This window comes from Rhodococcus sp. OK611, assembly GCF_003050885.1.
Lineage (GTDB): Bacteria > Actinomycetota > Actinomycetes > Mycobacteriales > Mycobacteriaceae > Rhodococcus_G > Rhodococcus_G oryzae.
On record NZ_QAOZ01000003.1, the window covers coordinates 207510 to 232815 of the forward strand.

21 protein-coding genes are annotated in these 25306 nt (G+C 66.5%); 15 read left to right on the forward strand and 6 right to left on the reverse strand.

Annotation, left to right across the window (positions count from 1 at the left end):
* Positions 1–36 precede the first annotated feature (36 nt).
* The 3 genes from C8K38_RS04835 to C8K38_RS04845 all read left to right on the forward strand — a co-directional run bounded on the left by C8K38_RS04835 (position 37) and on the right by C8K38_RS04845 (position 3399).
* A complete protein-coding gene (locus C8K38_RS04835) occupies positions 37–837 on the forward strand; it encodes a carbohydrate ABC transporter permease (RefSeq protein ID WP_097210921.1) in 801 nt (266 codons plus the stop codon).
* 10 nt (positions 838–847) lie between these two features.
* Complete coding sequence (locus C8K38_RS04840) at positions 848–1042, forward strand: hypothetical protein (RefSeq protein WP_097210822.1); 195 nt, start codon at positions 848–850, stop codon at positions 1040–1042.
* A gap of 86 nt (positions 1043–1128) precedes the next feature.
* A complete protein-coding gene (locus C8K38_RS04845; RefSeq protein WP_097210823.1) occupies positions 1129–3399 on the forward strand; it encodes a transglycosylase domain-containing protein in 2271 nt (756 codons plus the stop codon).
* A gap of 79 nt (positions 3400–3478) precedes the next feature.
* On the opposite strand, the gene C8K38_RS04850 is transcribed toward C8K38_RS04845, so the two are convergent.
* From C8K38_RS04850 to C8K38_RS04865, 4 genes are all read right to left on the reverse strand, one after another.
* Positions 3479–4579: an inositol-3-phosphate synthase gene (locus tag C8K38_RS04850; protein ID WP_097210824.1), complete on the reverse strand. Its 1101-nt coding sequence runs from the start codon at positions 4577–4579 to the stop codon at positions 3479–3481.
* Entirely contained in the window at positions 4572–5132 is a 561-nt protein-coding gene (locus C8K38_RS04855) for a PadR family transcriptional regulator (RefSeq protein ID WP_027502104.1), read from the reverse strand. The genes C8K38_RS04850 and C8K38_RS04855 overlap by 8 nt, the downstream gene beginning before the upstream one ends.
* A gap of 128 nt (positions 5133–5260) precedes the next feature.
* Positions 5261–6055 (reverse strand): DUF1707 SHOCT-like domain-containing protein, encoded by a 795-nt coding sequence (locus tag C8K38_RS04860; protein ID WP_097210825.1) that lies wholly within the window; start codon positions 6053–6055, stop codon positions 5261–5263.
* A 27-nt stretch (positions 6056–6082) separates the two neighbouring features.
* Positions 6083–6940, reverse strand: coding sequence for a DUF1707 SHOCT-like domain-containing protein (locus tag C8K38_RS04865; protein WP_143548395.1), 858 nt, complete (start codon positions 6938–6940; stop codon positions 6083–6085).
* A gap of 201 nt (positions 6941–7141) precedes the next feature.
* On the opposite strand from C8K38_RS04865, the gene C8K38_RS04870 reads away from it, so the two are divergent.
* The 3 genes from C8K38_RS04870 (at position 7142) to C8K38_RS04880 (ending at position 11933) form a co-directional block, all read left to right on the forward strand.
* Positions 7142–7570: a DUF5318 domain-containing protein gene (locus C8K38_RS04870; protein ID WP_027502101.1), complete on the forward strand. Its 429-nt coding sequence runs from the start codon at positions 7142–7144 to the stop codon at positions 7568–7570.
* An 88-nt stretch (positions 7571–7658) separates the two neighbouring features.
* Complete coding sequence (locus C8K38_RS04875) at positions 7659–10268, forward strand: transglycosylase domain-containing protein (RefSeq protein ID WP_257017228.1); 2610 nt, start codon at positions 7659–7661, stop codon at positions 10266–10268.
* A gap of 174 nt (positions 10269–10442) precedes the next feature.
* Complete coding sequence (locus C8K38_RS04880; protein WP_257017230.1) at positions 10443–11933, forward strand: glycosyltransferase family 87 protein; 1491 nt, start codon at positions 10443–10445, stop codon at positions 11931–11933.
* On the opposite strand, the gene C8K38_RS04885 is transcribed toward C8K38_RS04880, so the two are convergent.
* Both C8K38_RS04885 and C8K38_RS04890 read right to left on the reverse strand, forming a co-directional pair.
* Positions 11923–12507, reverse strand: coding sequence for a GNAT family N-acetyltransferase (locus tag C8K38_RS04885; protein ID WP_097210827.1), 585 nt, complete (start codon positions 12505–12507; stop codon positions 11923–11925). The two genes, C8K38_RS04880 and C8K38_RS04885, sit on opposite strands and share 11 nt — an antisense overlap.
* Entirely contained in the window at positions 12504–13886 is a 1383-nt protein-coding gene (locus tag C8K38_RS04890) for a glycosyltransferase family 87 protein (RefSeq protein WP_245221100.1), read from the reverse strand. The genes C8K38_RS04885 and C8K38_RS04890 overlap by 4 nt, the downstream gene beginning before the upstream one ends.
* A 187-nt stretch (positions 13887–14073) precedes the next feature.
* On the opposite strand from C8K38_RS04890, the gene rpsF reads away from it, so the two are divergent.
* The 9 genes from rpsF (at position 14074) to C8K38_RS04935 (ending at position 25278) form a co-directional block, all read left to right on the forward strand.
* The gene (rpsF, locus tag C8K38_RS04895) at positions 14074–14361 is read left to right on the forward strand and encodes a 30S ribosomal protein S6 (protein WP_027502097.1); all 288 of its coding nucleotides are present in this window, start codon (positions 14074–14076) and stop codon (positions 14359–14361) included.
* A gap of 65 nt (positions 14362–14426) precedes the next feature.
* Positions 14427–14951 carry a single-stranded DNA-binding protein gene (locus C8K38_RS04900; RefSeq protein ID WP_097210828.1) on the forward strand — a complete coding sequence of 175 codons (525 nt, stop codon included), beginning with the start codon at positions 14427–14429 and terminating at the stop codon, positions 14949–14951.
* A gap of 64 nt (positions 14952–15015) precedes the next feature.
* Positions 15016–15258, forward strand: a complete 243-nt coding sequence (gene rpsR, locus C8K38_RS04905) for a 30S ribosomal protein S18 (protein WP_027502095.1) — start codon at positions 15016–15018, stop codon at positions 15256–15258.
* Positions 15259–15271: 13 nt separating this feature from the next.
* The gene (rplI, locus tag C8K38_RS04910; protein ID WP_097210829.1) at positions 15272–15727 is read left to right on the forward strand and encodes a 50S ribosomal protein L9; all 456 of its coding nucleotides are present in this window, start codon (positions 15272–15274) and stop codon (positions 15725–15727) included.
* Between the two features lie 539 nt (positions 15728–16266).
* Positions 16267–17655: a replicative DNA helicase gene (gene dnaB / locus C8K38_RS04915; protein WP_077043362.1), complete on the forward strand. Its 1389-nt coding sequence runs from the start codon at positions 16267–16269 to the stop codon at positions 17653–17655.
* Between the two features lie 1155 nt (positions 17656–18810).
* Positions 18811–19335 (forward strand): TnsA-like heteromeric transposase endonuclease subunit, encoded by a 525-nt coding sequence (locus tag C8K38_RS28030; protein WP_373560236.1) that lies wholly within the window; start codon positions 18811–18813, stop codon positions 19333–19335.
* 135 nt (positions 19336–19470) lie between these two features.
* Positions 19471–21573, forward strand: a complete 2103-nt coding sequence (locus C8K38_RS04925; protein ID WP_097210831.1) for a Mu transposase C-terminal domain-containing protein — start codon at positions 19471–19473, stop codon at positions 21571–21573.
* The gene (locus C8K38_RS04930) at positions 21570–22703 is read left to right on the forward strand and encodes an AAA family ATPase (RefSeq protein WP_097210832.1); all 1134 of its coding nucleotides are present in this window, start codon (positions 21570–21572) and stop codon (positions 22701–22703) included. The genes C8K38_RS04925 and C8K38_RS04930 overlap by 4 nt, the downstream gene beginning before the upstream one ends.
* A 28-nt stretch (positions 22704–22731) precedes the next feature.
* A complete protein-coding gene (locus C8K38_RS04935) occupies positions 22732–25278 on the forward strand; it encodes a TniQ family protein (protein WP_179800477.1) in 2547 nt (848 codons plus the stop codon).
* The last annotated feature ends 28 nt before the right edge of the window (positions 25279–25306 follow it).

A 25306-nucleotide genomic window follows, 5' to 3' on the forward strand; every position in this document is an offset into this window, starting at 1 on the left:
CGCAGGCGGTCCCCCTGGCCGAGCGTGCGCACCTACATGGGTGCGGCCATCATCCTGATCTGGGGGCTGGCCCCGTTCTACTGGATGGTCATCACCGCGTTCCGGGACGTCGACCACACCTTCGACACCACCCCGTGGCCGACCTACGTCACGCTCGACAACTTCCGGGACGCGCTGGCCACCGACAAGGGCAACGACTTCCTCGGTGCCATCGTCAACAGCCTCATCATCGGCGCCGCGACCACCGCGGTGGCGATGATGCTCGGCATCTTCACCGCGTACGCGCTGGCGCGGATCGAGTTCCGCGGCAAGTACGTCGTGACCGGCATCATCCTGGCGGCCTCGATGTTCCCCGGCGTCGCGCTGGTGACGCCGCTGTTCCAGCTCTTCGGTGACATCGGCTGGATCGGTCACTACCAGGCGCTGATCGTCCCGAACATCTCGTTCGTGCTGCCGCTGACCATCTACACGCTGACCTCCTTCCTTGGCGACCTGCCGTGGGAGCTCGAGGAGGCGGCCCGGGTCGACGGCGCCTCGCGGGGGCAGGCCTTCCGGAAGGTGATCCTGCCGCTGGCGGCGCCTGCGTTGTTCACCACCGCGATCCTCGCCTTCATCGCGACGTGGAACGAGTACATGCTGGCGAACATGCTCTCCACCCGCGCGACCGAGCCGGTGACGGTGGCGATCGCCCGGTTCGAGGGCCCGGACTCCTTCTCTCAGCCGTACACCGCGGTGATGGCGGCGGGCACCCTGGTGACGGTCCCGCTCGTGATCATGGTGCTGATCTTCCAGCGCCGCATCGTGTCGGGTCTGACCGCGGGCGGCGTCAAGTCGTGAGCCGCGGCTCGTGAAGAACCGGGCGCGGCGTCGCCAGCAGGTCGAGATGCTGATCGGGATCCTCGGGTTCTTCACGGTCATGGCGTTCATCGCGGCGGTGGCCGGGATCGTGCGCGGCGAGGCTGGTGTCACCGAGTCGCTGGTGCTGGCCGGCTGTGCGGTGTTGCTCGGGCTGGCCGTCGCGGTGTGGCGACGGGTGCGCTGACCCTCATCCGTCGCGGGTGAATCTGGTGGCCCGTCCAGTTCGGCTCGGCGGAATTGTGGCGCGTCGATGGCCACGCCTGTTTACGAATGTCAGGATGCAGGGAAGACTCGGTCTCCCAGACAGGAATCCTGCATGTGAGCTCGCCCGCCAGCAATGCCCCGACGACCCCGCCGCCGCCCGAAGAACCGGGTGGTGGCGACCCGCCGGGTGATGAGCCCACTCCCCCGAAGCGGAGCAGGCGCCGCCTGTTCCTGTGGATCGCGGCCGGGCTCGTCACGCTGCTGGTGGTCGTGCCTGCCGCGGTGTTCGCTGTCGGCTACTGGCAGGCCGAGGTGCCGCATCCCTCGGACATGCGTACCAACCAGGTGGCGACGATCTTCGCCACCGACGGTTCGACGATCACGAAGGTCGTGCCGCCGGAGGGCAACCGCACCGATGTGGAGCTCGCGCAGATCCCCGAGCACGTCCGGCAGGCGGTCCTGTCCGCCGAGGATCGGGATTTCTACACCAATCCCGGTTTCTCCGTCTCCGGCTTCGCCCGGGCAGCACGCGACAACATCCTCGGCAAGGCCAGCGCGGGCGGCGGCTCGACGATCACCCAGCAGTACGTCAAGAACACCCTCGTCGGCGCGGACCGGAACGTCGTCCGCAAGATGCGTGAGCTGGTCATCTCCTCGAAGATGGCCCGGCAGTGGTCCAAGGACGACATCCTCGCCGCCTACCTGAACACCATCTACTTCGGTCGCGGCGCGTACGGCATCGCGGCCGCGTCGAAGGCCTACTTCAACAAGCCGGTCGAGGAGCTCACGGTCGAGGAGGGCGCCGTGCTCGCCTCCGTCATCCAGAGCCCGTCCAGCCTCGACCCCGAGACCAACCGCGCCAGGCTCGAGTCCCGCTGGCGGTACGTGCTCGACGGCATGGTCAGCCAGGGCCAGCTGTCGAAGGAGGCGCGGTCCGCCGCGCTGTTCCCGGCGGTGGTGCCGGCGAGTCAGCTGGTGGATGCGAACGCGGCGCGCGGACCGGAGGGGCTGATCCGGGCGCAGGTGCTCGCCGAGCTGGCCGCGGCCGGGATCAGCGAGCAGCAGCTGAACACCGAGGGGCTGCAGATCACCACCACCATCGACCCGAAGGCGCAGGACGCGGCGCTGGAGTCGGTGCGCGAGACGATGGCGGGCGAGCCGCAGGAGCTGCGCGCTGCGGTGGTGTCCATCGATCCGCGCAGCGGTGCGGTCCGCGCCTACTACGGCGGATCCGACGGTGCCGGTTTCGATTTCGCGCAGTCGCCGCTGCAGACCGGGTCCGCGTTCAAGGTGTTCGGGCTGGCCGCCCTGCTCAAGGAGGGAAAGGGCCTGCAGACGATGTTCAACAGTGCCCCGCTCACTGTCGGTCAGGTGGAGATCACGAACGTGGGCGGCGACGGCTGCGGGACCTGCACCATCGCGCAGGCGCTCAAGCAGTCGCTGAACACCAGCTTCTACCGGCTCACGCTGTCGATGGAGAACGGCTCGCAGAAGATCGCCGACGTCGCGCACGAGGCCGGCATCCCGAAGCAGATCCCCGGCGTCGAGGGCGAGAGCCTGACCCAGAACGGCGGCCCGCCGGAGAACGGAATCGTGTTGGGGCAGTACCAGTCCCGTCCGATCGACATGGCATCCGCGTACGCGACGCTTGCCGCATCCGGGATCTACCATCAGCCCTACTTCGTGCAGCGGGTGGTGACCGCGGACGGCGCCGTACTGCTGGATCGTCCTGCGCCGCAGGGGGAACGGCGGCTCGATGCCGCGGTGGCCGACAATGTCACCCAGGCGATGCTCCCGATCGCGGTCTACTCGAACGGGCACGCCCTGTACGGAGGGAGGCCGTCGGCCGCCAAGACCGGGACCGCGCAGTTCGGTGACACCGGGATGAACAAGGACGCGTGGATGGTCGGCTACACGCCGTCGCTGTCCACCGCGGTCTGGATCGGTACCGAGCAGTCGCAGGCGATCGTGAACCAGTGGGGCGGATCGATTTACGGGTCCGGGCTGCCCTCGGACATCTGGAAGGGCACGATGGACGGCGCGCTGGAGGGCACCGACTTCGAGTCCTTCCCGTGGCCGCAGCCCATCGGTGGCCAGTCGGGTGTGCCCGCGTACTCGGGTGGCGGCACCGGTGATGGTTCCCGCACCAACACGGGTGGCTCGGGACAGCAGGCGCCGCTGCCGCAGGCCCCGGCGGCCCCGGCTGTCCCGGATGGCGCACCCCCGGTCGAGGCCCCGGCCCCGCCGGTATTCGTGCCGCCCGCGCCGCTTCCGCCGCCGCCCCCGCCGCGGAATGTGGAGATCCTGCCTGGCATCGTCATCCCGCTGCCGGGGTAGGCGCTTCGCACGGGCGCGCGGGTGCGCAAAGGCCCCCCGAACGGAATTCGTTCGGGGGGCCTTTGGATGGCTGCGGTGTTTAGTCGTCCGCTCCGATGATGAAGGCCTCGAGCTCGGCGCGGGCCTTGTCGTCGGCCATCTGGACCGGCGGGCTCTTCATCAGGTACGCCGACGCCGGGTAGACCGGTCCGCCGATGCCGCGGTCGAGCGCGATCTTGGCGGCGCGGACGGCGTCGATGATGATGCCTGCCGAGTTCGGCGAGTCCCAGACCTCGAGCTTGTACTCCAGGTTCAGCGGGGCGTCACCGAAGGCGCGACCCTCGAGGCGGACGTACGCCCACTTGCGGTCGTCGAGCCACTCGACGTAGTCCGAGGGGCCGATGTGGACGTTGCGGTCGTGGACCTTGCCGGCGAGTGCACCGGTCAGGTTCGACGTCACGGCCTGGGTCTTGGAGACCTTCTTGGACTCCAGACGCTCGCGCTCGAGCATGTTCTTGAAGTCCATGTTGCCGCCGACGTTGAGCTGGTAGGTACGGTCCAGCACGACACCGCGGTCCTCGAACAGCTTCGCCATCACGCGGTGGGTGATGGTGGCGCCGACCTGGCTCTTGATGTCGTCGCCGACGATCGGGATGCCGGCGTCCTTGAACTTGGCGGCCCACTCCGGGTCGGAGGCGATGAACACGGGCAGGGCGTTGACGAACGCGGCGCCCGCGTCGATCGCGCATTGGGCGTAGAACTTGTCGGCATCCTCGGAGCCCACCGGGAGGTAGGACACGACGACGTCGACCTTGGCCGCCTTGAGGGCCGCGACGACGTCGACCGGCTCGAGGTCGGAGACCTCGATGGTCTGTGCGTAGTACTTGCCGATGCCGTCGAGGGTCGGGCCCCGCTGCACGGTGACGTTGCTCGGCGGCACGTCGGCGATCTTGATGGTGTTGTTCTCGCTGGCGAGGATCGCCTCGGAGAGGTCGAAGCCGACCTTCTTGGCGTCCACGTCGAACGCGGCGACGAACTCGACGTCGCGGACGTGGTACTGACCGAACTTCACATGCATCAGGCCCGGCACGGTGGCCGTCTCGTCGGCGTCCTTGTAGTAGTGGACTCCCTGGACCAAGGACGAGGCACAGTTCCCCACGCCCACAATGGCCACGCGCACCGAGGTGCTGTTCTCACCCATGGTCGGGTTCTCCTTCTTTCTTGGGTACTGCTGTCGATGTTTGTTCGGCCACGATCAGCTCGTTGAGCCAGCGCACCTCGCGCTCGCTCGACTCGAGACCGAGCTGATGCAGCTGCCGGGTGTAGCGGTCGAGGGAACCGGTGGTCCGCCCAACGGCCTCACGGAGCCCCTCGCGGCGCTCCTCGACCTGACGTCGCCTTCCCTCGAGGATCCGCATCCGCGCCTCGGCGGGGGTGCGGCTGAAGAAGGCGAGGTGAACGCCGAAACCGTCGTCCGTGTAGTTCTGCGGACCGGTGTCGGCGACCAGTTCGGCGAACCGCTGCCTGCCGGCAGGGGTCAGCTCGTATACGCGGCGGGCACGTCGCATGGAGGCACCCGTCGGCCCGGCGTCCTCGGCGATCAACCCGTCGGTCTGCATGCGGCGCAGTGTCGGGTAGAGCGAACCGTAGGAAAAGGCGCGGAACGCGCCCAATAGGCCGGTCAGCCGCTTGCGCAGCTCGTATCCGTGCATGGGTGATTCGAGGAGCAGCCCGAGAATCGCGAGTTCGAGCATTACTGCACCTCCTGAGTCACCTATCGATTGATGCGACAGCAAACTATATCGCGCCGATATATAGGAGCCTACGACAAGGCGCGTTTGTGTGACAAGGCGTCACGGCTAGACGTACGCTCCGGGCCGGGCTAGTCCGTCGCGGGGTAGATCGAGAAGACCTCCCCGTCGAACCCCGCGGTTATGTGTCCGGACGTGCCCATCCGCCCGTCGGACAGGTACATCGACACCTCGGGGCCCTGGTCCCCGTTCTCGACGGACATGTGGATCGAATCCGGTGTTGCCACGCCCAGCGTCTGCGGGGCGCCGAGCAGCAGCCCGACCACGGCCGGAATGTCGAGCCGGGCCAGATCGACCGGGATCGTCTTGGGGTCCCGACCGGTGCGGGAATCGGGCTCCTGGAGTCCGTCCCGATAGTCGATGTCCTGGGACATGCCGGGCGCCCCCGGCTGGGCGCGCTGAATCCGCGCGTACTCGGGATAGATCGTCGCCTCGTCGACCACCGCGTCGCCGTATCCGGCGCGCAGCTCGTCGATCATCTGGGCGAGCCCCGGAGCGGACAGCACGTTCTCGGGGCGGTCGGGAGCGTCCGCGTCGCCGTCACCGCCGCCGATCGCGAAGAAGACGACGGCGCCGAGCGCCGCCACGGCCCCGATGGCGATGGCGAGGCGCGGGCGGAGGTGCAGGCCGAGGCCGGGGCCGGTCGGCGGGAGGGGCAGCGACCCCTTCAGCTTGTCGGGGATCTGCAGGTCCGACACCAGCGCGTCGAGCTCGGCGAGGGTCCGGGCGGCCATCGCCGCCTTGGTGCGGTCGCGGTGCTCGAAGTCGGAGAGCTGGCCGTCGTCGTGGGCGGAGTCGAGGAGCCCGCACACGTCGACGCGGTCGGTGTCGCGGGCGCGCATGCGCAGCGAGGAGTTGCTCGGCACCCGCCGAGCATAGGAGCGCGCCGCCGATCAGCTGGGCGTGGACACGCGGGTTACCTCCCCCGTGGGACTCAGCTCCAGGTAGCCGCTCGCGCCGGTCTCCTCGTTGTCCACGTAGATGGACACCGTCGGGTCGCCCTGTTCGAACTGCATCCCGATGTAGTTGATCGCCCCGCCCGGGACCCGCACCGACTGGGCGGCGCCGAGGAGGTGGCCGGCCAGGGCGTCGAGGTCGACGCTCGCCAGGTCGAACGGCGGATCGTCGCTGGTGTGGCTCGACACGCTGTCGGGGTCGAAACCGCCGCGGAAGGTGTAGTCCTGCTCGCGGTCGGGTTGGTCGGGCATCATCCGCGTGATGCTGACGTAGTCGCTGCGGAAGTTCGCGTCGTAGACGAGGGTGTCACCGAATCTCTCCCGATATTTACGGATGAACTCCTCGATGCCGGCCGCCGTGAGGGTGTCGATCGGCGCGATGACCCTCGGTGCGACGTCGGCGTACTTGTCGGGCGCGGGCGCTGCGGGGGGAATCGGTGCCAGCGGCGCGACCGGCGGGGCGGCCGTCGCGGGCGCGGGATCGGGGCCGTCCTGGTTGATCAGGATCAGCGCGACCGCTGCGGCGACCACCACGGCGATGCCTGCCACCAGCGCCCCACGGCGCGGCGGCGCGGGCCGGTCCGCCGCGCTGAGCGTGTCGGTCAGGGCCGTCGGCAGCTGCAGGTCGGTGACCAGTGACTCCAGCTCTCTGAGAGTTCTGGCGGACATGGCCGCTGCCGTGCGCGACTTGTGCTCGTCGAAGTCGAGCTGGCCCTCGCCGTACCCGGCGTCGAGCAGCGTGCAGGTGTTCGAGCGGTCGATGTCCCGCGCTCGGGTCGTATTGCGGCTGGCCACGGTCGAAATGATAGGAGAAGCGGCGCGACGGGGTCCGGCAGCCGGGTAGTGGCGCGATCGACAGTGCCGATTCGCGATCCGGCACGGGCACGGCGCAGCCACTGGTCGGGCGGGGTGCGCCGCGGGTGTCGGCCCGGCGTGTCGCAGCTCGCGCCGCCGCCAACCCGAGACCTCGCACGATTGCCCACGTACTCTGGTCACGTGCGATTGCAGCGGCAGGTGGTGGACTACGCGCTACAGCGGCGATCCCTGCTGGCCGAGGTCTACTCCGGCCGGACGGGTGTCGCCGAGGTGTGCGATGCCGGTCCCTACCTGCTGCGCGCGGCGAAGTTCCACGGCAGGGGCTCCGACGCGACCTGTCCGATCTGCAGGAAAGAACAGCTCACCCTCGTCTCGTGGGTGTTCGGCGACAGGCTGGGCCCGATCTCGGGTTCGGCACGTACGTCGGAGGAGCTGGTTCGGCTGGCGACGACCCAGGAGGAGTTCTCCGTCCACGTCGTCGAGGTGTGCCGCACCTGCAGTTGGAACCACCTGGTGCAGTCGTATGTGCTCGGAGCGGCCCCCGCCCCGAAACGGGCTCGCCGACCCTCGGGTGCGCGTGCGCCGAGTCGCCGCATTGCGAGTGAGTGAGCACCACCAACCCGCCGAACGATGTAACTGACACAGCCGTGTCTACGTGAGCACTGGAGATTCCTACGTGAGTTCCCCCTACGACAACATGCAGGGTGGTCGACCCGCCGGACAGCCGCGGCCGAGTGGCCCGCCACCGGGGGGCCGACCGCCGGGGTACTCACAGCCCAACGCTCAACCCGGATACCCGCAGGCCCGGCCCAACCAGGCGCCCGGGTATCCGCAGGGCGCGCCGCCGCGCCCCAACCAGGCCGCCGGGTACCCGCCGCCGAACCAGGGGCAGGTCAACTACGCCGCACGTGGCCAGGCGCCCCGCCCCGCGGCGCAGCGGCCTCCGGCTCAGCGCCCCCCGGCACAGCGGCCCGCCGCGCCCCGCACCGCGTCTGGTAGCGGTAACGGACCCGGTGGTCGTCCCCCGGCGGGCCCGCCGCCGAAGGGCAGGGGTGGCTCGTCGGGCGGTCAGCCGCCGAAGCCGCCGAAGAAGAGCAGCTCGAAGCGCTGGAAGATCATCCGCCGCACCGTGATCAGCCTCGTCGCCCTCGGACTGGTGGTGCCGCTGCTGACGTTCATGGTCGCCTACACGGGCGCCGACGTGCCCAAGCCCGGCGACATCAAGACGAACCAGGTCGCCACGATCTACAACAGTGACGGCACCTCCGTGATCAGCACGATCGTCCCGCCGGAGGGCAACCGCACCGACGTCACCATCGACCAGATCCCGCCGCACGTGCGCAACGCCGTGCTCTCGGCCGAGGATCGGGACTTCTACACCAATCCCGGGTTCTCCGTCTCCGGCTTCGCCCGGGCCGCGCGCGACAATGTCCTCGGCAGGGAAGACGCGGGCGGTGGCTCGACGATCACCCAGCAGTACGTGAAGAACGCGCTGGTCGGTGACGAGCGCGCTCTCACCCGCAAGATGCGCGAGCTCGTCATCTCCTCGAAGATGGCCCGGCAGTGGTCCAAGGACGACATCCTTGTCGCCTACCTGAACACCATCTACTTCGGCCGCGGCGCGTACGGCATCGCGGCGGCATCGAAGGCCTACTTCAACAAGCCGGTCGAGGAGCTCACGGTCGAGGAGGGCGCCGTGCTCGCGGCGAGCATCCAGCTGCCGTCGCTGCTCGACCCCGAGACGAACCCGACCGGCGCCGAGAGCCGGTGGGGCTACGTCCTGGACGGCATGGTCAGTGCGAACACCCTCAGCGCGGGCGAGCGGGCGGGCGCCAAGTACCCGCACACGATCTCGCAGTCCGAGGTCGACAACGGCGTCTCGGCGAAGGGTCCTGACGGCCTGATCCGTAGCCAGGTGATCAAGGAACTCGCCGCGAACGGCATCAACGAGCAGGTCCTCAACACCGAGGGACTGCAGATCACCACGACCATCGACCAGCAGGCCCAGCAGGCGGCGGTCGACGCGGTCAACAACAACATGGAGGGCGAGAAGCCCGAGCTGCGCACCGCGGTCGTCTCGGTCGACCCGAAGACCGGCGGGGTGAAGGCCTACTACGGCGGCGCCGACGGCGCCGGCTTCGACTTCGCCCAGTCCGGGCTGCAGACCGGTTCGTCGTTCAAGGTGTTCGGGCTCGCGGCGGCCCTCGATCAGGGCATCCCGCTGTCGAAGATGTACGACAGCGGGCCGCTGACGATCGGCGGCATCACCATCACCAACGTCGAGGGCGAGTCCTGCGGCACCTGCACCATCGCCGAGGCGCTCAAGCGGTCGCTGAACACCAGCTTCTACCGGCAGATGATGTCCATCGAGAACGGCCCGGAGAAGATCGCGGACATCGCGCACAAGGCCGGTATCCCCGAGGAGATCCCCGACGTCAAGGGCATCACCCTGCAGGAGCCGAACGGGTCCTCCGAGTACGGAATCGTGCTGGGCCAGTACCAGTCTCGTGTGATCGACATGGCATCCGCGTATGCGACCCTGGCCGCCTCCGGCGTCTACCGCGCGCCGCACTTCGTGCAGAAGGTCGTCACCGGCGACGGCACGGTGCTGCTCGATCGCGGGCCCGCGCCGGCAGGCGAGGCCCGGCTCAAGCCGGCGGTCGCCGACAACGTGACGTCCGCCATGCAGCCGATCGCGGGTTACTCCCGCAACCACGGCCTGGCAGGCGGGCGTCCGTCCGCCGCGAAGACCGGCACCGCGCAGCTCGGCGACACCGGCCAGAACAAGGACGCCTGGATGGTCGGCTACACCCCGTCGCTGGCCACCGCCGTGTGGGTGGGCACCGAGCAGGGCCTGCCGCTGCAGAACAGCTACGGCGGACTGATGTACGGCTCGGGGCTACCGTCCGACATCTGGAAGGCCACGATGGACGGCGCGCTGAAGGGCACCGACGTCGAGACCTTCCCGAAGCCCGAGGCGATCGCCGGTCAGGCAGGCGTGCCCGCGTACACCGCGCCGTACGTGCCGCCGAAGACCACGGCCGTCACGCCGAGCCCGACGCCGGCACCGGGGCTGACGCTGCCTCCGGTCATCATCACCCCGCGCCAGGTGGAGGTCCTGCCCGGCGTGACGATCCCGCTGCCGGGTCTGGCGCCGAGGCCGACCACACCGCCCGCGACGGTCGATCCGGGTCCGTCGCCGGGCCAGCCGACGCAGGACGAGGTCGAGGCCGAGGACGGTCTGAGCCCGGGAGCCAACGCGCAGGGAGGCAGCCCGCAGGGAGCGCCGATCCGGCCGAACCGATAGCCGATCGGTAACGTCACTGCGGTGGCCGAGCAACCTGACGACAGCACCGTGACGGTCGTTCCGCATGCTCCACCACAGGAGCCTGCGGGCGGCGCGGTCATCGCCTCGCCGGGCCCGTTGGCGGACGACTGCCGGTCAGTCGTGGACCGGGACCTGCCCGGGCGCACCGATCCGATGGTGGCCGAGCTCAGCGGCGTCATCGGCGGACCGGTCGGGCGGCACGCGCTCGTCGGCCGGACCCGCTTCCTCACCCCGCTGCGGGTGATCCTGCTGCTGGCGGTCGTCTTCCTCGCCCTCGGCTGGTCCACCAAGGCGGCGTGTCTCCAGCAGGCTCCGAACGGGCCCGCCGGTGCGCTCGGCCTGGACTGGAGCGGCAGCCGCCAGTACACCGCGCTGTGCTACTCGGACACGGTGCCGCTGTACGGCGCGGAACGGCTGGACGAGGGCGCCTTCCCGTACAAGAAGTCGTGGGAGGAGAAGGCCGGCGACGGGTCCACGCAGGTGCGGTACATGGAGTACCCGGTGCTCGCGGGGCTCTACCAATACGGCTCGATGAAGGTCGCCAAGGCCTGGGACGCGGTCTCCTGGTTGCCAGGGGCGCTGCAGGTGGTCCTCTACTTCAACGTGGTCGCGCTGGGATTGTCGCTGGCGTGGCTGGTCACGGTCTGGGCGACGGTGCTACTGGCAGGCAGGCGGGTCTGGGACGCGGCGCTGGTCGCGGTGTCCCCGCTCGTGGTGGTGCACGCGTTCACCAACTTCGACCCGCTGGCGACGGCGTTCGCGGCGGGCGGCCTACTCGGCTGGGCGCGCAGGCGTCCGGTGCTGGCAGGCGTGCTGCTCGGGCTCGGTGGTGCCGCCAAGATGTACCCGCTGCTGCTGCTCGGTCCGCTGCTGGTGCTGTGCCTGCGGGCCGGCCGGATGCGGCCGTGGCGGCAGGTCGTTGCGGGCGCGGCCGCGGCCTGGCTGGTGGTGAATCTGCCCATCGCGCTGTTGTTCCCGGCCGGCTGGCGGGAGTTCTTCCGGCTCAACTCCGAGCGTGGCGCCGACCCGGACTCGATCTACAACGTGATCTCCTCGTTCACCGGCTGGCCCGGTTTCGACGGCCCGCTGGCCGGCGGTGAGACCCCGACGAATCTGAACGCGGTGTCGCTGGTGCTGTTCGCCACCGCCTGCGTCGGCATCGGGTACCTGGCCCTGACCGCCGCCCGCAGGCCCCGCGTCGCGCAGCTGTGCTTCCTGGTGATCGCGGCCTTCCTGCTCACCAACAAGGTGTGGAGTCCGCAGTACTCGCTGTGGCTGGTTCCGCTCGCGGTGCTCGCGCTGCCGCATCGTCGAATCCTGTTGGCGTGGATGACGATCGATGCCCTCGTCTGGGTGCCGCGGATGTACTACTACCTGGGCGTCCAGAACAAGGGGCTGCCCGAGCAGTGGTTCACCGCGACGGTGATTCTCCGGGATGTCGCGGTCGTCGCGCTGTGCGTGCTGGTGATCCGGCAGATCCGCCGCCCCGAACTGGACCTGGTGCGCGAAGCCGGGGTGGACGACCCGGTCGGTGGTGTCCTCGACGGCGCCCCGGACCGGCCGCCGGGGTGGCTGCCGTCCTGGCTGCGCCCGCGGGACCGGCGCGGCACGCAGGCGTGGTCGGAGGCGCCGGTTATTCGCTGATCCGCGCCTCGAGCTGGGCGCGGGCGAGCGGCCAGTCGTCGTCGATCATCGAGAAAAGTGCTGTGTTGCGCCAACTTCCGTCCTGGCGGCGGCGGTGTTTGCGGAGCAGCCCCTCGAACTCGGCGCCGAGCTTGGCGATCGCGCCGCGCGAGTGTGCGTTGAGCTCGTCGGTGTGCCATTCGATTCGCACCGCACCGAGATCCTCGAAGGCCCGGCGCAGCAGCAGCAGCTTGGCCTCCGGGTTGATCCGGCCGCCCTGGGCGGAGCGGGAGAGCCAGGTGTAGCCGATCGCGAGCGACTGGTGCAGCGGGTCGATCTGGTAGTACGAGGTGGTGCCGACCACCACGCCGGTAGCAGTGTCGATCTGGACGTACGCCAGCCGCTGCGGGTCGTCGAGCGCGTGGGAAATGTACTCGGTTGCGTCCGAGACGCTTTCGATCGGGCGCCAGGTCCAGTGGAACAGTGTCGGGTCGTCCGCGGCCCGGTACAGGTCCTCGGCATGCGCGAGGGTCAGCGGCTCGAGGCGGACGAATTCGCCGGTGAGCGTGGGCTGCTCGAACCAGGGTCCGGTCATGACGCCGCCGTGAGGGCCGGATCCCGATGACCGAGGCCGTGCCGCGGGCCTGCATCGGCGCCCGCGGCGTCCCATCGCGGGCGTGCACGGAGGAAGACGAAGAACAGCACCACCAGCAACGCCGCGCGCCCCCAGACGCCGAACTGCACGACGAACTCCATCACGGACGCGTCCGATCCGCTCGCGAGCTCGTAGAAGTAGCGGAACACCCCGATCCCCATCGCCAGGTCGGCGAGCAGGTAGCCCCCGATCAGCGCCCACGGCACCCGCAGCAGCACCAGGAAGGGGATCAGCCACAGCGTGTACTGCGGCGAATGCACCTTGTGCAGCAACATGAAGCCGCACAGCATCGCCGCGCTCACCGCGATCCAGGGGTAGCTGCCCTCGCGGCGATACCGGCGCAAGCCGAGCCAGAGCGCCAGCGCGAACGACGCGGCGATGAGCAGCGGTGAGGCCAGGCCGACGAAGGACGCGTAGGCGCTGTCCGGGCCCTCGACGCCGCCGAACAGCTGCCGCACCCCCCAGTACCAGATCGAGTTGGTGGTGATGTCGGCCTGGCGATCGGACTGGAAGGTGAACGAGGCGAGCCAGCCGGGATAGCCGGCGAGCGCGAACGGCAGGTTGATCGCGATCACCGTGCCCGCCGCAGCGGCGGCCACCATCAGCGCACCCTTCGGATCGAACCGGCCCCGCACCGAGGAGGGCAGCTCGGCGCCGTCGGCCCCGCCGGTGAACACGAAGGCCATCAGCGGCAGCACGAAGGCGCCGGGGTAGATCTTCAGGCACAGGCCGATCGCGAGCAGGACGGCGGCGCCGATCGCCCTGGTGCGCAGCGGGATCCGCTGGTAGTACACGACCACGAAGATCGCCGCGGTGGCGGCCGCGACGACCGGCAGCTCCCAGTTGTGGAATGCGTAGAGGACCAGTGGCGGGGCGGCCGCCCACAGCAGCGCAGGCCAGCCCGCGAGCCGACCGAGCATCCACGCGGTGGCGAGCCCGAACGGCACCAGGATCAGCGCCGAGTTCAGCAGGAACTCGGCATCGTTGTGTGCACCGATCCCGCCGAGCCACATCAGCAACCCGCTGAGCACGGGGTACTCGACGGTGCCGCCGGTCAGGAATCCGTCCGGCGTGATGCCGCCCGTGAGGTAGGGGAAGACGTGGTTGTCGATGTCGCGGCCGAGCCAGAGGAACTGGATGTCGGAGTAGCAGAAGTTGCTGTCCTTGAGCCGGTCGAAGACGAGGCTGCGGCCGTTCTCGGCGAATGGGGCGCCCGCGCACCTGGCCTTGTTCAGATAACCGAGGGCAAGGGTGAGCCCGCACAGCAGCGTCACGGTGACCGCCACCGCCGGTGTCCCTGCCTGGGCGCGCGTCCGCATGGTTGTCAGCCTAGGTGGTCCAGGCCGCGGGAGGGATCCCTCCGCCCTCGTAGCCGTCGCCCGGACGGACGCGATTTCGCAGGTCAGGGGCCGCTCGTGTAACCTGCATGGGTTGCTGACGCAACGACCCTCCTGTCACGGATAGTCCGTGGCCGTTTCACTAGTCCATAGGAGGTGATGAGGTCTTATGCGTCATTACGAATTGATGGTCATCCTTGACCCCAGCCTGGACGAGCGCACCGTCGCTCCGTCGCTGGATACGTTCCTCAATGTTGTTCGCCAGGACGGCGGCAGTGTCGACAAGGTCGACGTTTGGGGTAAGCGCCGTCTCGCCTACGAGATCGCCAAGCACAGCGAAGGCATCTACGCGGTGATCGACATCAACGCGACCCCTGCCACCGTGAACGAGCTGGATCGTCAGCTCGGCCTGAACGAGTCGGTGCTCCGCACCAAGGTTCTGCGCCACAACAAGTGATTTCTGTCTGCGCCTGGCCCTAGGCTCGGCGCAACAGGATTCCACACACTGCAGGAGGAACCCACATGGCAGGCGACACCGTGATCACCGTCATCGGAAACTTGACGGCTGATCCCGAGCTTCGATTCACCCCCGCGGGGGCCGCGGTTGCGAACTTCACCGTCGCATCGACGCCCCGCACCTTCGACCGTCAGTCCAATGAATGGAAAGACGGCGAGGCGCTCTTCATGCGCTGCAACATCTGGCGTGAGGCCGCAGAGAACGTTGCCGAGTCCCTGACTCGCGGTTCTCGGGTGATCGTGAGTGGACGGCTCAAGCAGCGGTCCTACGAGACTCGCGAGGGCGAGAAGCGCACTGTCATGGAACTCGAGGTCGACGAGATCGGCCCCTCGCTCAAGTACGCCACGGCCAAGGTCAACAAGGCCAACCGCGGTGGCGGCGGAGGCGGCGGAGGGTTCAGTTCCTCGGGCGGTTCGGGCGGCGGACGCCCGGCTGCCAACTCCGGCGGCGACGACCCGTGGGGCAGCGCCCCGCAGTCGTCCGGCTCGTTCGGTGGCTCCGGTGGTGGAAACGACGAACCCCCGTTCTGATCTCCGCTCTGGCGACAGCGCCGGGATCTGATGCGAACGAACATTGAAAGTACGGAGAAAGACAATGCCGAAGCCGCCGTTGCGCGACAAGGTGATGAAGAAGAAGGTCTGCTCCTTCTGTAAAGAGAAGAACACGCAGATCAACTACAAGGACACGACGCTGCTGCGTAAGTACGTCAGCGACCGCGGCAAGATCCGCGCGCGCCGTGTCACCGGCAACTGCGTCCAGCACCAGCGGGACGTGGCCGTTGCCGTGAAGAACTCGCGTGAGGTCGCTCTGCTTCCTTACGTCTCGACGGCTCGCTAAGGAAAGGGAAGACATGAAGCTGATCCTCACTGCAGACGTGGACAACCTCGGTGCGCCCGGCGACACCGTTGAGGTCAAGGACGGTTACGGCCGTAACTACCTGCTGCCCCGCGGTCTCGCGATCGTCGCCACCCGTGGCGCCGAGAAGCAGGTCGACGGCATCCGCCGTGCGCAGGAAGCCCGCGCCGTGCGCGGACTCGACCACGCCAAGGAGATCAAGGCCGCGATCGAGGGCCTCGAGAGCGTCTCGCTGACCGTCAAGACGGCCGGCGACACGGGCAAGCTGTTCGGCTCGGTCACCGCCGCCGACGTTGCCGGCGCCATCAAGGCCGCCGGTGGCCCTGTCGTCGACAAGCGCAGCCTCGAGCTGCCGAAGGCGCACATCAAGGCGACCGGCAAGCACGCCGTGGTTGTGAACCTGCACCCCGACGTCGTTGCCAAGTTCCACCTGAACGTGGTCGCCGGCTAGTCCGACCCACGTTCGCCCTCGGGGCCCCGCGGACCTATGGTCTGCGGGGCCCCGAGTCGTTTGTGGATAACTTTTCGCCCGTTGTGACCGGAACCCAAGACAAGCGTCCAGTTCGTGTGATCGATCACTGTGATGCAACTCATATTGCGAGGTCAGCGCGTTTCGGCAACACGCCCGGATGCCCAACCCGTGGGACACGCCGAAAGTATTTTCATCCACAGGTGTGTGAATAAGAAAAGGTACGATCACCTGCGCAGATGGGAAGTAGTCACACAGTTATCCTCAGGTTGTCCCCAGGGCGCTAACACTGGTCAACTGTGGTTTCCACAATTCATCCACAGTTGTGTACACAGCCCGTGTTGAACGAGCCGGTCCGGATGCCTAACGTCGTGCGCGCGCGTCCTGCGGCGGCTGTGCCGGACCCCGATTTCGGGGGTCGGGATCAACCTGTCGGTCCGGGCGCGTATGTATTGCGTGTGGACGCACCGGACGGCGTGGCCGACCGGGCGTCGAGGTTTGCGGGAGAGGACGGTTATCGCGTGGCGGTTGTCGATGATCGGGGTCACTCGGACTACTCGGAGCCGGCTGAGCCGCCCCGTGAGGATTTCGGGCGCCAGCCGCCACAGGACATGGCGGCCGAGCAGTCCGTGCTCGGCGGCATGCTGCTGAGCAAGGACGCGATCGCGGACGTGCTCGAGCGGCTGCGGCCCGGCGACTTCTACCGGCCCGCCCACCAGAACGTCTATGACGCGATCCTGGACCTGTACGCCCGCGGCGAGCCCGCCGACCCCGTGACCGTGTCGGCCGAGCTGGAGCGTCGTGGCGACCTGCGCCGGGTGGGCGGCGCGCCGTATCTGGTGACGCTCACCCAGACGGTGCCCACCGCCGCGAACGCCGGCTACTACGCCGAGATCGTCGCGGAGAAGTCGATCCTGCGCCGTCTGGTCGAGGCCGGCACCCGGATCGTGCAGTACGGCTACGCCGGGTCCGAGGGTCAGGACGTGGCCGAGGTGGTGGACCGCGCCCAGGCCGAGGTCTACGACGTCACCGAGCGCCGCACCAACGACGACTTCGTTGCGCTCGAGGAGCTGCTGCAGCCGACGATGGACGAGATCGACTCCATCGCCAGCCGCGGTGGTCTCTCGCTCGGCGTGCCCACCGGGTTCACAGAGCTCGACGAGGTCACCAATGGCCTGCACCCCGGGCAGATGATCATCGTCGCGGCCCGCCCCGGTGTCGGTAAGTCGACCATCGGAATGGACTTCCTGCGGTCCTGCTCGATCAAGCACGGCATGGCCAGCGTCATCTTCTCCCTCGAGATGGGAAAGACCGAGATCGTCATGCGTCTGCTGTCGGCGGAGGCGAAGATCAAGCTCGCCGACATGAAGTCCGGCAAGATGAACGACGAGGACTGGACCAAGCTGGCGCGGCGGATGAGCGAGATCAGCGAGGCGCCGCTGTTCATCGACGACTCCCCCAACCTGACCATGATGGAGATCCGCGCCAAGGCGCGCCGGCTCAAGCAGAAGCACGACATCAAGCTGATCGTGCTCGACTACCTGCAGCTGATGTCGTCAGGCAAGAAGGTCGAATCGCGTCAGCAGGAGGTCTCCGAGTTCTCCCGAAGCCTCAAGCTGCTGGCCAAGGAGCTCGAGGTCCCGGTGGTCGCGATCTGTCAGCTCAACCGTGGTCCCGAGCAGCGAACCGACAAGCGCCCCATGGTGTCCGACCTCCGCGAGTCCGGCTCGCTCGAGCAGGACGCCGACATGGTCATGCTGCTGCACCGGCCCGACGCCTTCGAGCGGGACGACCCGCGCGGCGGAGAGGCCGACATCATCCTGGGCAAGCACCGTGGTGGTCCCACGGCAACGATCACGGTCGCGCACCAGCTGCACCTGTCGCGGTTCGTGGACATGGCGCGGGGCTAGCCCTTTGCCGCTGTAGGTTCCGGATCTAGTTGGCCTTTTCCGGACCTATATGTCTCACGCTTGTCATGAATCCAGGCTATTTGTCCAAACTGGCTGCATGCCGTCAGCGGGCACCGTTTCGTGGCACTCAGTGTCGTCAATGTGCAGGAAATTCTCCTGTAAGCGGTGCAAGGTGAGAAGGCGGCTTGAGCCGGCTGTCCGTGTGTCTCGATCCAGGGTGGGATCTGACGAGCGTGCATCGTGACGGCACGGTTTCGTCTGTTGCAACGAATTGGTGGGGCATGGCGTGTATTGGACGAGCTACTAATATCCGTGTCCGATGCCGGCGATGCATGTTGACACGAACCCGCCGAACCCACGACGGTGGTCCCGTGGCACGAAAGAACGGTCGGCGCAATCAGAATCGGCCGCCGAGGATTAGGGACGCCGACGTCCTGTCGGCGCCAACTCGTCGGCTACCCAGGTTTCCGGGACATGACCGACTTCTCGTTGAGCGTGAGATGGAGAATCAGTCCTTCCCCATCTTGTGCCGCGCTTCTTGAGTCCGGGCGCTCTCAGACGCCGAGCGAGTCGAGATTCTGGCGTCGCACGACGGCGTAGCAACTGTCCGAACAATCGCTGGCCTCCAGTGAGGCAAACTACGTGAACGCGTGGACGGCGTGTCCGATCCACCGTCTGGCCATTAGGTCGTGCGGTCGCCTCGAGGTCGAGGATCGCTGTCGGTTTGGCGAGGTGCCGGATCAACCCAGTTGCGGCTGTTCGCGACGGGTCAGGGAGGCACGACGAGCACCTCTTCTCGGTGGTAGGAGGCAGGGCTGCGCGTTATCACTCCGAGACAGTTCCGTCGGCGGATGGGGGTGTGCGGGATCCAGGACGACACGTTGCGGTTCGAATGTGGCCTTAGGCGCGGTTTCTTGAATCACGACTGACTGGGCAATTGTATGTGTGAAAGCGACAGTCGGGCGATATTCAGGGCACAGTTTGCTCTGTATTACCTTGATTGGCAGGGTATTTCAGTTCAGTTGCATGCATCGTTAGCTGTGTGTAGCTGCTGAGGCTGGGTGGGATGATTAGCCGTGTTGAGGTATTGCTATGGGTACGTGTGCGGATGAGCTGACGATCCGAGTCAGGAGCGAGTCGGGCATGTTGACGACCATGCCCTTGGAGGCCGTCGGAGTCGACCAGTTCAGTGGGATACGGCCGGTTCGTTCGTTGGCGTGGTATTCGGGTCAGAAGTGCTTTCCCGGCTGGTATTGGTCAGCGACGATGCGTGCTCACGTGCAGTATGACTCTCGTCTCGAGTTGTCTCGGCTTCTGTTGGCGGATTTCGACTCTTCGGTGGAAGTAATTGTCGCGCAACCATTCCAAGTAGCCGAGACGGTGGACGGCACGGTACTGCACCGGCAGATTCCTGATTTCCTACTGGTGCATGCGGACCGAACGGTGACGGTTGTCAACGTCAAGACACCTGTTGCGTTGGCAGACGACGCGGTGCGTTCGACGTTCGAATGGGTGGCTACTGTCCTGGCGGCCCACGGCTGGCGTCACGAGGTTTGGTCGGGCGGTGACCAGGTGCTGTTGGCGAACGTACGCTTTCTCGCGGGGTTCAGGCGGGCTCACCATCGCAAAAGATCTCCTACGACTTGTCGCAGAGCGCGCTCCCGGTCATGTCATCGGTGACGTTGCGACCGTGGTTGGAAGCGACTGCGACAGGCTCGAAGTGCGTCCGGCGGTGTTCCATCTTTTGTGGTGGCATGTCCTTCGATCAGCACTGGACGAACCCTTGTCCGCGGCTACCCTGCTGCAAGGACCGTAATGTCCGTAAGTACAACGCCTCTCCACGTCGGCAGCTTGATCCGACGTGATGGGCAGGTCTGGACTGTTGCGGAACTGCACGCGGACCGAGTTCTGGTCCGAGCGGGCGGCGCGGCATCGGTTGTCTCGATCGACGAACTGATCGACGACCCCCACACAATCTTCGCCGACGAACAGCCTGTCGCCGGCGACAATTGCGCGGTCCTGATCGACGACCTCACGAGGGACCAGCAGAAGCAGTGGGTCGACAGGGTAGGTGTAGTACGTGAGGTGCTGACGGGATATCGGTCGGGATTCGGTGAGGATCCGCGGCCTGGCGAACCGCGGCCGAGCTTTCTGCCCGGGGTCGCACTGGCCACGCGATACCAAGCGAAGGCGGCAGAGATCGGTGTGTCTGTTCGGACGGTTCGCCGCTGGGTCGATGCGTACCAGCTTGCTGGGCCTGCCGCATTGATCGACCGCCGCCACACGGTTTTACGCCCGGCACTTGCCGGGCTCGACCAGCGGTGGGTCGACACGTGCCGGCGGGTGTGCGAGGAGTTGACGTTCGCGGCCACCCACACGAAGAAGTACGTGCTGTTTGAGGTGGAGTCCAGACTTCGGGCGGAGTACGCGGAAGGGGTAGTCAACGTTCCCGGGAGGACTCGGGCATATGAGGCATTGGACGAGATCACAAGCGGGACGAACATGTTCCACGGCAGCGCAAAGGGTCGACGGGAGATCGCCGACCGTCCTAAGGGCATGTACGGGTCCCTGCGCGCTACCAGGTTGGGCGAGTACGTCATCCTCGACACCAATTGCCTGGACGTCTACGCGATGGATCGGTTGACTCGTCGATGGGTCAACACCGAGCTCACCGCGGCTATGGACGTCTACGGGCGGATCATCTGTGGGTTTCGTCTGTCACCGATATCCACCAAGAGTGACGATGTCGCTTCGGTTCTCTTCGAGGTGGTCTGCCCGCGCCCGGTCGGCGATCCGAAGCAGTTGCCGTTCATCGGAATTCCTGAAACCCTGCTGGTGGCCAGCAATGCCGGCGAGGACGTATCCGGGCGTGCGGCGATACCGATCGAGTGCGTGGTCGTCGACCACGGCAAGGTGTTTATGTCCATGCACATACGGACGGTGCTCGATCACTTCGGAATCTCGATCCAGCCCGTGCGTACGTACAAGGGCTCTGACAAAGGGCCACTTGAGCGCTGGTTCGGCACTCTTCGCGTAGGACTCCTCGAATACCTTGACGGCTACATGGGGCCGGATCTGTATTCACGTGGCAAGGACGCCGAGGCCGGCGCCTTCTACTTCGTCGACGAGTTGGAGGCGATCATTCGCCGCTGGATCCGCGAGGTTTACCACAAGAGACCCCACGGCGGCCTCGTCCTGCCCGCCGATCCGCGCCTCACGCTGTCGCCGAGCGCGATGTACGACGTCGGGATCGCCACAACCGGTTACCGCAGAATTCCGACGAACAGGGACACTGTGTATGACTTCCTGCCCGTCGCGTGGCGTCGAATCAACCATTACGGCATCGAGTTTCACGGGCTCAAGTACAACGATGATGTCCTGTACGAGTTCATCGGGTGCGCCAGTCCCCACACAGCACACGAGGGCAAGTACCCGATCCGGTACGACCCGGCCGACATCAGCCGGATCTACTTCCAACACCCCGATGACGGCGCCTGGCATCAGATCGAGTGGATACACGCAGGCGAACTCAAATGGCCCTTCAGCCTCGACGCCCTCACCTACGCCAGAAGACTGGCCACACAACGCGACCCTGATCGATTCCCCGACGACCGGTTGGCCCTCGCTCAACTTCTCGACCGCTGGAGCAGGGACACCACCTTGAACCGACGTGAACGCAAGATCGCCGTGCAAATGCTGGACGACTCGTCGACCAGTCTTCTCCGGCTAGCACTGGACGAGCGTGCCGCATACGACAACCCCGTGAAGCCTGTTTTCGAGCATATGGGCGGACTGACATCCGATGATGACCACGAGACCGACCGTGACGAACCACTCGACCCCGACGACCTGTGCGATGACTTGTGCGATGACCCAGATGCCTACTACAAGAACGCAACCAAGATCGTGGCGCCATGAGCACCCTCCAGGGATCCCGTAGCCGTAGCCCGCTCTGTCGAAAGGAGGGATGGTTCCGCTACGCCGAAGCACCACCGAGAACTCGACCAGCCAAGCTGTCCTGGCAAGAACTCAAAGCCCTCGGTGACGACGCTCGAGAACAGTACAACGAGGAGCGTAAGGACTGGCACGCCAACATCGGTCCGCTCGACACACCTCAGCTCCACTCGTCGCACGAGTCGATGTGGGAGATCGTCGACAGCAATCGACAGGACACCGGACACGCCAAGGGAGCAATCGCGCTAGACGCCTATCCCGGACTGGGTAAGACAACAATCGCTGACTCGTTCGGGTTCAAATACCACCGAGCGCTCCTCGCCCGGAACGGGCCGACCACCGAAGAAGGGGACGAGCGAATCCCTGTCTGCCACATCGGTCTGACGTCGAACACGACGATGCGCACCCTCAGCATGATGATCTGTGACTTCTACGGCCACCCCGCCACCACCGGTTCAGCCGCAACCTTCGGCAGACGAGCACTCGACTGTGTCCTGAGCTGCGATACGCAATTGGTCATCATCGACGACGTCCACTTCCTCAACGCACGAAGCAAGGACGGTCTCGCTGTCGTCAACCACTTCAAGTGGCTCGCAAACGAACTGCCTGTCACCTTCCTCTTCGTCGGTGTCGACCTCAAAGCCAGAGGACTCATGAGCGAAGGGTTGTCGGCGTCCACTGCAGCGCGTGCGCAAACTGCACGACGGTGGACCCGGCTGACCGTCGCACCCTTCGACATCTCGACCAGGCGCGGACATATCGCCTGGATACAGTTGCTGCTCGGCATCGAGGAGAACATTGTCCTGGCACGCAGCCATCCCGGAATGATCGCGGACGACCTGTCCGACTACCTCTTCGCCAGAAGCACCGGACACATCGGATCGCTGATGTCGTTGATCACCCGAGGCTGCTACCACGCGATCAGCAGCGAAGCGGAACAGCTGACCAAGAAGCTGCTCAACGAGGTGCGGATCGACGAAGCCGCAGAGCAAGCACGCGTTGCCCTGCAATCGGCCATGGAGCAGGGGCTCCTCACCACCCGCAACCGATCCGTCACTCCTGCCAGGACGAAATCACTAAGCCGGCAGGGCTAATCGCCGGAGCCACGTGATGCTCCGGACGATGCCCATCTGCCTTTCACCACTAGCCGGGGAATCACTCGACAGCTGGCTCTGGGCATATGCGGACCGACTACAGGTGCAACCGCGTGACCTTCTGATCGCGCTCGGGATCCCCGGACATGCCTACCGCGATTACACGGTCCGTCTGCTTCCCAGCGAGGCTGTCGACGTAAGTTGGGCATCCGGCATCGATCAGCATGTCTTGCACGCGATGACCCTCGCGCGGTACGACCGCCGCGCGATCATGCTCGCTGAAGGTGAGCGGCACATCTCTCGGTTCGAACTCATGCCGCGAGTGACCGGCACCCGATACTGTCCACGATGCTTGAAGGAGGCGGGCGGAAGATGGCAACTGTCGTGGCGGCTGTCTTGGTCTTTCGTGTGCCTGATACACCGGTGCCTACTGGTTGACCACTGTCCGTCCTGCGGCGCGGTTCCCTGCGGCTATCGCGGTATCGGGCACTCCGTCGCACCCAGATGCTGCACCGCGCGGATCCAGGGGCAACCACGCAAGGAGCGATGCCGCGCCGACCTGTCCCGCGCGAAGACCCCGACACTTCGCGCCGGCAGCCGCGTGCTCGCTGCCCAACAGTGGCTCGACGCCCTGATCGCCGGCGACGAGCCCGACGACACAGTCCGTGCAGTGTTGACCGACCTTGCCACCGTCAGCGGTCGGATCCTCACCCAAGGTCGGCCGGAGTCGGTTCGGCAATGCGGCGCCCGCTTCACGACCGCTCTGAATGACGCGCGCGAGAGCAACAGGATCAAACACTTGCGTGGTCTCTTTCCGGAAGAGAACGCCACGCTCGCCGCCGCGGCCCTGACGGCCGCAGTCGACATCATCACTTCCACCACCAGAGAGAAACAGCTGGCGCCTGCGCTTCGCGCCCTCGTTAATGCTGACCTCGAGACCCGATACGCGACGAACCCACTCGGCTACATCCCCGATTGGCACTTCGCTACCGAGAAGATGCGTTCCGCCGTCATCGACATCTATGCCGACTCCATCGCTCATGTCGACGCGCTGCGTCTCCGCGCCTTCTCGTCTTCGCCCCGCGCTCCGGCGCGGTCCCCGACAGTCGACCAGCGAAATCGCAAGATTCCCGAACTGTGCTGGCGCAGAATCTCGCTGATGCTCGACCCCGGCATTACACCGGAAGTTTTCCGTATCGCCCTGAGCGTCGCGTTGCTGCTGCCGGGAAACACAGAGCGTGACCTCGCAACTCTCGCATCACGCCTGTCCTCCCCCTACCCGGGCCGCACGAGCTACACACTCCGTCTGCTGCGGCGACACACCGGAACAGTCGGGTTCGAGGCAATCTGCCGGATAGCTGACTATCTCGACGAGATGGACCCGGTCATTGACTACCATCGCCGCCGCCAGACCGTTGGTCCGAATCTGCTGCCGGAGCGAACCTGGCTGGCACTGTGCCGCGACAATGACCTCGAACGTGGCGTTGGAGGAGCCAAGCTCCGAGCCGCCCGCTGTTACCTCTACACCACGCTGACCGGCACCTCACTGCACCAAGCGCCGCCGCTATTCCACCTTCCGTCCAACGCACTACGCATGCACTACGAGAGTTTCGCCTTCCGGATGGACGAAAAGCTCGCCGGCGCCCTCCGCGACTACAGCCGCGGCTACCTCACCGATCTCGGCATCTCGGGCGAGCCCGTCACATGGCAGCCGCCGACCACCATCCTCGACGGCCTCGAGCTGCCCGGGCCGCATCCCGACTCCCCTGACGTTGCCTCTGTCCACGCCGCCGTCACCGAGACGGATCTGTCCTGCAGCGCCGTCGCAGAATTGTTCGGCACGAATCGCGAAGGCATACGCTGCCTGCTCGCCGATCATCCGCGTCCATACCGGGAGCCCAAACCGCGGACCGTCCCGGGATCGTCACGGCGATACCGCGAGATCCGACTCCCACTCAATCGGGCCGCACTCGACACCTGGGCGCAACAGGGGATCCGGTCGACACGGCACCTGGCCGCCATGACGGGAATCGACCGCAAGCTGATTGCCCGCCGCCTCCGCGAACTCGACATGCCCATGCTCGAGCCCGGAGGTCAGGCCCAATTCCACGTCGACCGAGATTGGCTGAATCAACGCTACGTCGTGGACCAACGCACCCACGGCCAGATTGCCGACGAGGCCAGAGTCAGCCAGTCCACCATCGAAAGACTCACCGCCGCATATGGAATACCCAACAGGAGTCGGGGCGGCGACAGCGACACCGAGACCATCCGAGTCAGAATGGACGCGGATCGCCACGATCCACCACTGCGCAATGTTCTCACCGGCCGAGGAGCGTGGTCACGGCTCGAACGCTTCGAAACCATAGCCCGATGCGGTTCGCTCCAAGCGGCGGCAGTGGAGATGGACGTGTACGCGTCAGTCCTGTCCACTCAACTCGCTCGACTCGAACACGAAGCAGGAATATCACTCTGGGACAGAACGGCCCGGGCGCCAACTCATAACGGTGAGCAGCTCCTGCGACAGTTCCGCGGTGTGACGTCGACGAAAGCCACTCCACCGCCGTGTCAGTGACCTCAGCGGTGTGCACTGGTCAACCGTT

What these genes read in the sequence shown, in the direction of transcription:
- C8K38_RS04835 (WP_097210921.1), top strand. Translation starts at nt 37, where the DNA reads ATGGGTGCGGCCATCATCCTGATCTGGGGGCTGGCCCCGTTCTACTGG.
- C8K38_RS04845 (WP_097210823.1), top strand. Translation starts at nt 1,129, where the DNA reads ATGTCAGGATGCAGGGAAGACTCGGTCTCCCAGACAGGAATCCTGCAT.
- C8K38_RS04850 (WP_097210824.1), bottom strand. Translation starts at nt 4,579, where the DNA reads ATGGGTGAGAACAGCACCTCGGTGCGCGTGGCCATTGTGGGCGTGGGG.
- C8K38_RS04855 (WP_027502104.1), bottom strand. Translation starts at nt 5,132, where the DNA reads ATGCTCGAACTCGCGATTCTCGGGCTGCTCCTCGAATCACCCATGCAC.
- C8K38_RS04875 (WP_257017228.1), top strand. Translation starts at nt 7,659, where the DNA reads ATGCAGGGTGGTCGACCCGCCGGACAGCCGCGGCCGAGTGGCCCGCCA.
- C8K38_RS04880 (WP_257017230.1), top strand. Translation starts at nt 10,443, where the DNA reads ATGGTGGCCGAGCTCAGCGGCGTCATCGGCGGACCGGTCGGGCGGCAC.
- C8K38_RS04885 (WP_097210827.1), bottom strand. Translation starts at nt 12,507, where the DNA reads ATGACCGGACCCTGGTTCGAGCAGCCCACGCTCACCGGCGAATTCGTC.
- C8K38_RS04890 (WP_245221100.1), bottom strand. Translation starts at nt 13,886, where the DNA reads ATGCGGACGCGCGCCCAGGCAGGGACACCGGCGGTGGCGGTCACCGTG.
- rpsF (WP_027502097.1), top strand. Translation starts at nt 14,074, where the DNA reads ATGCGTCATTACGAATTGATGGTCATCCTTGACCCCAGCCTGGACGAG.
- C8K38_RS04900 (WP_097210828.1), top strand. Translation starts at nt 14,427, where the DNA reads ATGGCAGGCGACACCGTGATCACCGTCATCGGAAACTTGACGGCTGAT.
- rpsR (WP_027502095.1), top strand. Translation starts at nt 15,016, where the DNA reads ATGCCGAAGCCGCCGTTGCGCGACAAGGTGATGAAGAAGAAGGTCTGC.
- rplI (WP_097210829.1), top strand. Translation starts at nt 15,272, where the DNA reads ATGAAGCTGATCCTCACTGCAGACGTGGACAACCTCGGTGCGCCCGGC.
- C8K38_RS28030 (WP_373560236.1), top strand. Translation starts at nt 18,811, where the DNA reads ATGCCCTTGGAGGCCGTCGGAGTCGACCAGTTCAGTGGGATACGGCCG.
- C8K38_RS04925 (WP_097210831.1), top strand. Translation starts at nt 19,471, where the DNA reads ATGTCCGTAAGTACAACGCCTCTCCACGTCGGCAGCTTGATCCGACGT.
- C8K38_RS04930 (WP_097210832.1), top strand. Translation starts at nt 21,570, where the DNA reads ATGAGCACCCTCCAGGGATCCCGTAGCCGTAGCCCGCTCTGTCGAAAG.
- C8K38_RS04935 (WP_179800477.1), top strand. Translation starts at nt 22,732, where the DNA reads ATGCCCATCTGCCTTTCACCACTAGCCGGGGAATCACTCGACAGCTGG.